This is a genomic window from Sphaerospermopsis reniformis, assembly GCF_005402885.1.
Taxonomy (GTDB): domain Bacteria; phylum Cyanobacteriota; class Cyanobacteriia; order Cyanobacteriales; family Nostocaceae; genus Sphaerospermopsis; species Sphaerospermopsis kisseleviana.
In genome coordinates this window covers 1-6299 of sequence record NZ_BJCE01000282.1, presented here as the reverse complement: position 1 = coordinate 6299, position 6299 = coordinate 1, and the positions used below count along the sequence as shown (strand labels likewise).

Annotated in this window: 8 protein-coding genes and 1 pseudogene; all 9 read right to left on the bottom strand. The window is 36.6% G+C overall.

Translation table 11 applies throughout. The features are described from left to right. The coding region (locus FFR48_RS24320) for a helix-turn-helix domain-containing protein (RefSeq protein ID WP_162501952.1) at nt 1–121 on the bottom strand (121 nt) is incomplete at its 3' end. Nucleotides 122–295: 174 nt separating this feature from the next. Then, nucleotides 296–490 (bottom strand): annotated as a pseudogene (locus FFR48_RS24315) (GNAT family N-acetyltransferase); the annotation flags it as partial. Between the two features lie 129 nt (nt 491–619). Then, nucleotides 620–763, bottom strand: coding sequence for a DUF8624 family small hydrophobic protein (locus FFR48_RS29130; protein ID WP_187041732.1), 144 nt, complete (start codon nt 761–763; stop codon nt 620–622). Between the two features lie 99 nt (nt 764–862). Then, nucleotides 863–1264 (bottom strand): ABC transporter permease, encoded by a 402-nt coding sequence (locus FFR48_RS24310; RefSeq protein ID WP_137669144.1) that lies wholly within the window; start codon nt 1262–1264, stop codon nt 863–865. Next, nucleotides 1249–2763 carry an AmpG family muropeptide MFS transporter gene (locus FFR48_RS24305; RefSeq protein WP_137669143.1) on the bottom strand — a complete coding sequence of 505 codons (1515 nt, stop codon included), beginning with the start codon at nt 2761–2763 and terminating at the stop codon, nt 1249–1251. The genes FFR48_RS24310 and FFR48_RS24305 overlap by 16 nt, the downstream gene beginning before the upstream one ends. A 304-nt stretch (nt 2764–3067) precedes the next feature. After that, nucleotides 3068–3466, bottom strand: coding sequence for a DNA sulfur modification protein DndE (gene dndE, locus FFR48_RS24300; protein ID WP_137669142.1), 399 nt, complete (start codon nt 3464–3466; stop codon nt 3068–3070). A 66-nt stretch (nt 3467–3532) separates the two neighbouring features. Further along, nucleotides 3533–3907 (bottom strand): four helix bundle protein, encoded by a 375-nt coding sequence (locus FFR48_RS24290; RefSeq protein WP_096567857.1) that lies wholly within the window; start codon nt 3905–3907, stop codon nt 3533–3535. 61 nt (nt 3908–3968) lie between these two features. After that, on the bottom strand, nt 3969–5957 hold the full coding sequence (gene dndD / locus FFR48_RS24285) for a DNA sulfur modification protein DndD (RefSeq protein WP_096567855.1): 1989 nt from the start codon (nt 5955–5957) through the stop codon (nt 3969–3971). A 92-nt stretch (nt 5958–6049) separates the two neighbouring features. Further along, nucleotides 6050–6299: Uma2 family endonuclease (locus FFR48_RS24280; protein WP_201277675.1), on the bottom strand; the 250-nt coding region annotated here is incomplete at its 5' end.

Genomic DNA, 6299 nt, shown 5'->3' with positions numbered 1-6299 from the left:
GGTTATTAAAGAATTTTTTGAGGATATATTTGTTTGGCTTTAATCCATCTTTATGCAAAGAAGCCCAAGTAGCTAAACCCCAATTATAGGTAAACCTTGCTATACCAGCGTGTTTAGCCATTAATATATGGGCACTGGGGACTGGGGACTGGGAAGAAATATTTACCTCCTGTCTCCTGCCTCCTCCCTTCTACTGCCTTCCTCCTGCCTCCTGCCTCCTGCCTTCTCCCTCCTGCCTTCTGCCTTCTGCCTCCTGCCTCCTGCCTTCTGTTCCCTGTTCCCTGTTCCCTGTTCCCTGAGTTTCATATACCCACCACAAAGGGGTATCAGTGGAGAAATATTGTTCCACTGTACAGGCGAGGTGAGAAAAATCTTGAGTAGGAAATAGTTCTTGGTAAGTACGCTGGATAAACTTAACCAATAGTGCTTTGTCTAAGGTAGAACCTCGGCGAATAGAATAGCCGTCCAAAGGAAAGTCAAAATTGGGCATGGGGCGATTCAATTTTGGATTTTGGATTTTGGATTTTGGATTGTTTTGAGTATCTCCAATCTAAAATCTAAAATCTCAAGTTTTCTTTACTGTCACCAGTCACCAGTCACCAGTCACCTGTTCCCTTGTTTACAAATTACTAACTATCACTCCAATGGGTGCGGGTGCGGCCATGTCGGAGGGTAGGAAAATCCGGGCGCTGACTGCGACTAGGGCAATCAAAAATACTAGAACTACGAGTAGGGGGGCGATGTATTGACGAAAAAAAGCCATATTCGGGATTGTAAATAATGAGGTAACTGGTGGAAAACCAGTTAATGTAAATTTTTCTTAATTTATTTTAGCGAGTTTGGAGGCAGGAAAAACTAAAGGTTAACGTGCATCCCGATCCAAATCATCCAGGACTCGTTCACAATACCAATTTTCTGGCATTCCGGGATAATTTTGCTTGGCTTGTTCGATTAATCTTTCGGCTGCGGCTACGTCACCGGATAATTTGGCAATGAGTCGGTTTTTGAGGTAGTTACCTGTAATTTCTTCGTCTACCTGATTAGGTAAGCTGGGAGTGGAGGGTTGTAACTGTTCTCTTTTTAGTTGCCAAAATAAAACGTAGTAGAGTGTGCCAAAAATTAGAACTAAGCTGATTGTTCCCAGGAGAGTGAGGGGGCTAAAGAGAAGATATCCTAAAACTAATTGTGAGAGTACGTAGCCCAGTAATAAACCTGTGACAACGAGGACGAATGTACCGACAAGAATTACTACTTGGTTTCCCATATATCCTCTTCTTCTTCAAGTCCTGGTCTGGTTGCTGTCACTGGTTTGGGATTCCAAGGGGCTGCTAGGGGTAGTAGTAGCAATCCAGGTAGGGCTGCTACCATTGAGAGTAGGAAGAATGAAGGCCAGCCCGTGGCTTTTGCCCAATCTCCTGCGGGTGCTGAAAGTACGTCTCGACTTAGTGCCATGAGGCTAGAAAAGAGAGCAAATTGTGTGGTGGTGAAGTTGTGGCTGCATAGACTCATTAAATAGGCTACGGTGGCCACTGTCACTAATCCGGCGCTGGTGTTTTCTATCATGATGGCGATCGCTAACATAGAATAGTCTTTGCCGGTGATAGCTAGTGCATAATAACCTAAGTTGCTGAGTAATTGCAGTACACCGAATATCCAAAGGGCGCGATTGATGCCGATTCTGGACATTATTATCCCACCTAAGATGACTCCTACGGTAGTGGCAACTAAACCAATAATATAAACGGTTGCCAGTTCTTGGTTATCAAATTTAATCTCTTTAGCGAATAAGTTAGCTGTAATTCCCACTAAGGAGTCACCAAGTTTATAGAGAATGATAAATATCAGAATTATCAGTGCTTTGGTGATGCCGAACTTTTCTAAGAAGATTTGTAATGGTAAAATTACTGCTTCTTGTAATGTGTGGGGTGTGATATTTTCTTGTTGTTCATTTAGTTGAGGTTTAGGCAATATAATTGATGCACTAATCCAAGCTATGAGTAGTCCGCCTAATATCCAATAGAAGACTTTTAATGGGATAGTTTCTGATATTACACCACCGACCAAACTCGTAATAATAGTAATAATTACTAAGAGAAATATAATATCTTTGATTTTTAAAGATGTGTTATTGGCAGATATAGAGCTATTTTCTATTTGGGGTTCTGATGGTACAAAAAATGTGGTAATTAAACCTAAGCCCATAAATCCTGCCATGAGTAAATAAACTATGTTCCATGACAGAAATCCGGCTAACCATGCGGCTAGGGAAAAGGCTATAAATAGGGCAATACGATAACCTAAAACCCACAATGATGCGCCGGTTTCAAATTCTAAGGGGTTTAAAATTTCTGTGCGATAAGCGTCACCAGCAATATCTTGAGTGGCACTTAAAAAAGCAATTATAAATGATGTAATTGCTAATGTCATTAATATTTGGGTATTCTGGGTTGGTTGTTGTAATGCCATTGCTAAGATAGCTATGACTAATCCAATTTGCGTTAAAAATAACCAACCTCTTCTTCCTCCTAAAAATGGGGGAGAAAATCTATCAATTAGAGGCGACCAGATAAATTTTAATGAGTATGGTAAACTAACTAATCCAAATAATGTGATTTTAGCAACGTCAACTTCGGCATCTTTCATCCATAGTTGCAGGGTGCGAGTTGTTAGGAATAATGGTAAACCAGAAGCAGAGCCTAATAATAGCAAACCTGCCATTTTTCGGCTTTGAAATGCCTGTTTTAGTGCTTGAATTTCTTGCATTATTTTTTAGGTTACAGGTGACAGGTGACAGAATAAAGGGAAGAGATAATACTTTGGGTTTGCTGAAAAAGTCTTTTCGTTAGGAGTTAGGAGTCAGGAGTCAGGAGTCAGGAGGAGGTTTGAAAATTTCTTTACTATCTCTAGAAATCCAAAAAAATGCACACTTTTTCAGGTATACCCTTGAAAACCCTTGCACTTTTTTCCTCTTTATCAGCCTGTAACCTTTTTTCTATCTGGGTTTTACATTTATTCAGCAAGCCCTACTTTAGAAGTTAAAATTAATTAACTTCTGTCTTGGGGTAACTCAGGAGGATTTTACTTTCTTTGTTGCCATTTCTATTAAATCTTCAATTCTCTTAATATTTGGATCTCCGGCTAAGTATCCTATTCCTCGATGTAGGTGTAAACGAAATTGGGTGATTAGGGTTTCTTTATCTGTGTCTAAACCGTCGTTGTGACAACGTTGTTTCAATGCCAATAGCAATATATCAGCCATTTCTCCCCCAAATACTTTCCAGGTTAGTTCTACGTTGCTATCTTGGGGGATGGGTACGGGTGATGGGGGGGCGGTTTCTGCTAGGGAACGACAAAACGCCCATCTGCATAGGATGTTCCATTGTTCTATTTTGGTGTTGCGTTTGAGTTTGAGTAGTTGATCTTTGGCTGTTTGGGATAGTCTAATACGTTCTATTGGTGATTCCATGATTTTGGTAATTGGTAATTGGTAATTGGTAATTGGTAATTGGTAATTGGTAATTGGTGATGGGTATTAATCTGTGTCTTTAGTGTTGCCAAGAGAATTTAAGTAGGCGTTTAATTTTGGTGACAGTTCATCTATTAATGGTTTGAGAATGTTAACTTGTTCAATTGTTAATAATTTGCGAACATAATCTAATCTCATCCAATGAATTGTTTCATTTAGAGAACCTCTATCAATTTTAATAAACCGTTTATTATCTTGAAAATTATAACGTCCCCTTCCTTCTGCTATATTTGACCCAATACTATCTGCTGCACGCACAATTTGCTTACCTACTGTATCTTTATAAAAACTATCCCATTGTATAACTATTTTCCAAATTTCATTGGCTAATTTTTCCGATAACCTATAAACTTGCAACTCCTCAAAATCTGGTCTACCCATATATTTTATTCCTCACAATTACCAATTACCAATTACCCATTACCAATTACCCATTACCAAGTTACCAAAAATAACCGTCTTTTATTGTAGTTTCTCTTTTACCAGAGTTATATTGCAAGAGGTATTCACGGGCGATCGCTTCGTTTTCTCTCAGGAGTTCTACTTCTTTTTTGGCTATTTCTGTGTCGGTGGAAAGTAAGATTACTTGATGACTCGCTGCGGGAAAGTATCTTTCTACTAGGTTGTTTCTGTGGGATGAGTCGAGTCTTCCTAGTGGTGTGTCAATAGCAACGGGTAAACGTTTTCCTGATACTTTTGCTAAACCCCAAAGGAAGGCGATCGCTAATAGTTGTTTTTCTCCTGCTGATAGGCGATTTTTAGGTACTGGTTTTCCTTTTAAATCATATAATGATATACTAAATGTCTGGGCATCAATGGCAATTCTATGAACTAAATCTGATTTATGCAGAAGATAAAGAAAACAGTTTTTTACTTCTTCTTCTAATTTATTCAATTTCCTTAATGTCAATTTTTCTCTAAATATCTTTAAGGTTGCTTGTACTTTAGTGACTGCATTAATTAAATGTTCTGTACTTTGATATTTCAAACTATCGCTAGTATAGTTAGTTAGTTCTTTTTTGGTTTTTTCAATTGTTGCTTGTAATTCTAATAAATGACGTTTTAAAAACTCTACATTACTATTTGCTTTATTCCATTCTCTTTCGGCTTTTTCCCTAGCTTGTTGTAATTCTGCATAAGCTTCTGGTGCTGCTGCTGTTTGAATTTGTCTGTCTATGGTGAGTATTTGTTCTTCGTAATTTTGCAGTTCTAATATTTTAGCATTAGCTGTATTTTTGGCAATTTGTAAACGATAGACGAGATTATCTAACAAAGTTAAACTTTCTTCATCAGCATTTAACCAAGTGGTTTCTGTAGATGAATTAACAGCATATAATTTATCAATATCTTCAACTAAGAAATTTTGAATACTGTTAATTTTCTCTAATTCTAAATTTAGCTGATTGAGCAAATTTAGTAAACGTTGATCTCTAGCAATTAACACATCCTTTGCTAATTGCATTTGTTGAAATTTTAACTCTTTTTCCCCTTGGGTTTGAATTTGGGATAATAAATTAGGAATTAACCCTAATGGTAGCACATCTTCCGCTAATTCACGTAATGATTTACGGATATTTTCTGCATTTTGAACTTGATTTTCTTTTTGGGTGTCTAGTTGACTACGTTCAGCAGCGAGTTTTCCACCTTCAGAAATATATTTATTTAATGCTTCATCATATTGAATTTTTAAATCTTTTAAATCTGTTTCTAATTTTTCTAATTCTTTTTGTTTATTATTTTCTTTTTGTAATTGTTCTGCTAAACGGTTTTCTAATTCTTCTAATTTAGCTAAATCTTGTTTATCAGCAGTTTCCTTTTTTTTACGATTCACTAATATTTCTAAATCTACTGCTAATTTATCAGCTAATTCTAATCCTAAAAGTCCATTAATAGCATCTACAACTACAGCAGGTGGTGTTTCTTGTTCTGCAAGTTCTTTTACTTGTTCCCCATCAAACAGAAATAAATTAGAAATACCTAAAGGGAGAATATTTTCTATATATTCATCCCAAATAGTAGCTAAAGAATCAACAGGCCAAGTTTCATCTTTTCCTAAAATTCCTAATGAGTCTTTACCGTCTTTGGGATTTTTTTCCCAAGTTCTCACTACACGATATTGAATTGGTTTATCGTCTTCGATGTGTTCAAAAACTAATTCAATTCTGGTTTTATTAATGGGATCAGCTTGACTATTGACACATTGAGTTAAAAAATCATTATAACTCAAGTTTCCTCTAGTAGAACATTGGGCGCGTTGTCCATATAATGCGAGGCGAATAGCATCCATTAATGTTGTTTTTCCGCCACCATTCATTCCTCCTAAAAGGATGATAGGGCGAATATTATCTTGATCTATTCTGGGATCAAGGTTGATGACTTGTCTACCAGCGTAGGGACCGAAGTTTTGCAGTACGAGTTCTAGGAAGATCATGGGAGTTAAAATTTAAAAATTAATAGTTTTTTAAACGAACCACAGAGGCACAGAGAAGCCAATTTCTAGAACGAGAAATGAAGGATTTATTTTTACCTTTTATCACCAATTCTAAAAATTTGATTAGCTGTTAAATTCAAGTTAGGAAATGCCGCAGAAATTAACACATCATTTCCTGTAAATTGACTAACTTGATATTCTCCTTCAATTAAATTATGTATAGAAATTGTTGGTTGTTTAGGATTACCAATATATCTTCTTCCACCTAAACCTAGATAGTCAGTGATCCAATATTCAGAAATACATAATTTTTCATATTCAGCTAATTTGATTAAATAGTCA

Excerpts from the sequence above, each read along its gene's own strand:
- FFR48_RS24290 (WP_096567857.1), bottom strand. The coding sequence starts at position 3,907 with ATGGGTAGACCAGATTTTGAGGAGTTGCAAGTTTATAGGTTATCGGAA.
- FFR48_RS29130 (WP_187041732.1), bottom strand. The coding sequence starts at position 763 with ATGGCTTTTTTTCGTCAATACATCGCCCCCCTACTCGTAGTTCTAGTA.
- FFR48_RS24310 (WP_137669144.1), bottom strand. The coding sequence starts at position 1,264 with ATGGGAAACCAAGTAGTAATTCTTGTCGGTACATTCGTCCTCGTTGTC.
- dndD (WP_096567855.1), bottom strand. The coding sequence starts at position 5,957 with ATGATCTTCCTAGAACTCGTACTGCAAAACTTCGGTCCCTACGCTGGT.
- FFR48_RS24305 (WP_137669143.1), bottom strand. The coding sequence starts at position 2,763 with ATGCAAGAAATTCAAGCACTAAAACAGGCATTTCAAAGCCGAAAAATG.
- dndE (WP_137669142.1), bottom strand. The coding sequence starts at position 3,466 with ATGGAATCACCAATAGAACGTATTAGACTATCCCAAACAGCCAAAGAT.